Origin of the sequence: Aeromicrobium phragmitis (assembly GCF_003674095.1) — a bacterium.
Taxonomy (GTDB): Bacteria; Actinomycetota; Actinomycetes; order Propionibacteriales; family Nocardioidaceae; genus Aeromicrobium; species Aeromicrobium phragmitis.
Genome location: NZ_RDBF01000178.1, coordinates 1 through 364, shown reverse-complemented (window position 1 = coordinate 364; position 364 = coordinate 1). Strand labels below are relative to the sequence as shown.

General features: G+C 67.9%; 1 protein-coding gene. It reads right to left on the bottom strand.

From position 1 onward, the window contains the following. Positions 1–145: 145 nt before the first annotated feature. Positions 146–364, bottom strand: a 219-nt coding sequence (locus D9V41_RS18030; RefSeq protein WP_208006933.1) for a MerR family transcriptional regulator, incomplete at its 5' end; no start/stop codon positions are given.

Here is a 364-nt window from a genome sequence, read left to right as displayed (position 1 = left end):
ACGATCGCGATCGCGCACCGGCTCTCGACCATTCACAATGCCGATGTGATCTTCGGCCTCGAGGACGGCGTGATCGTGGAGCGCGGCACGCACGCCGAACTGCTGGAGGCCGAAGGGCTTTACGCCCGGCTGTACCGCGAGCAGTTCACCCGCCGCTCGGCCCCGGTGCGCTAGCTCCGGCCACGACCGTTCCGGACTCGATGATCTCCGCCATCACGCCGCCGGCTTTGAGGAGCGCGAGAGTGCGCTGGGTGATGTCGCGAATCCTGGCGTCGAGAGCGTCGAGCGACGCGTCGATCTCCTCGAGCTCGCGGATGGCGCCGATCGCGTGCTGCACGTCGGGAATCCGGTACCCGGCTTCTCG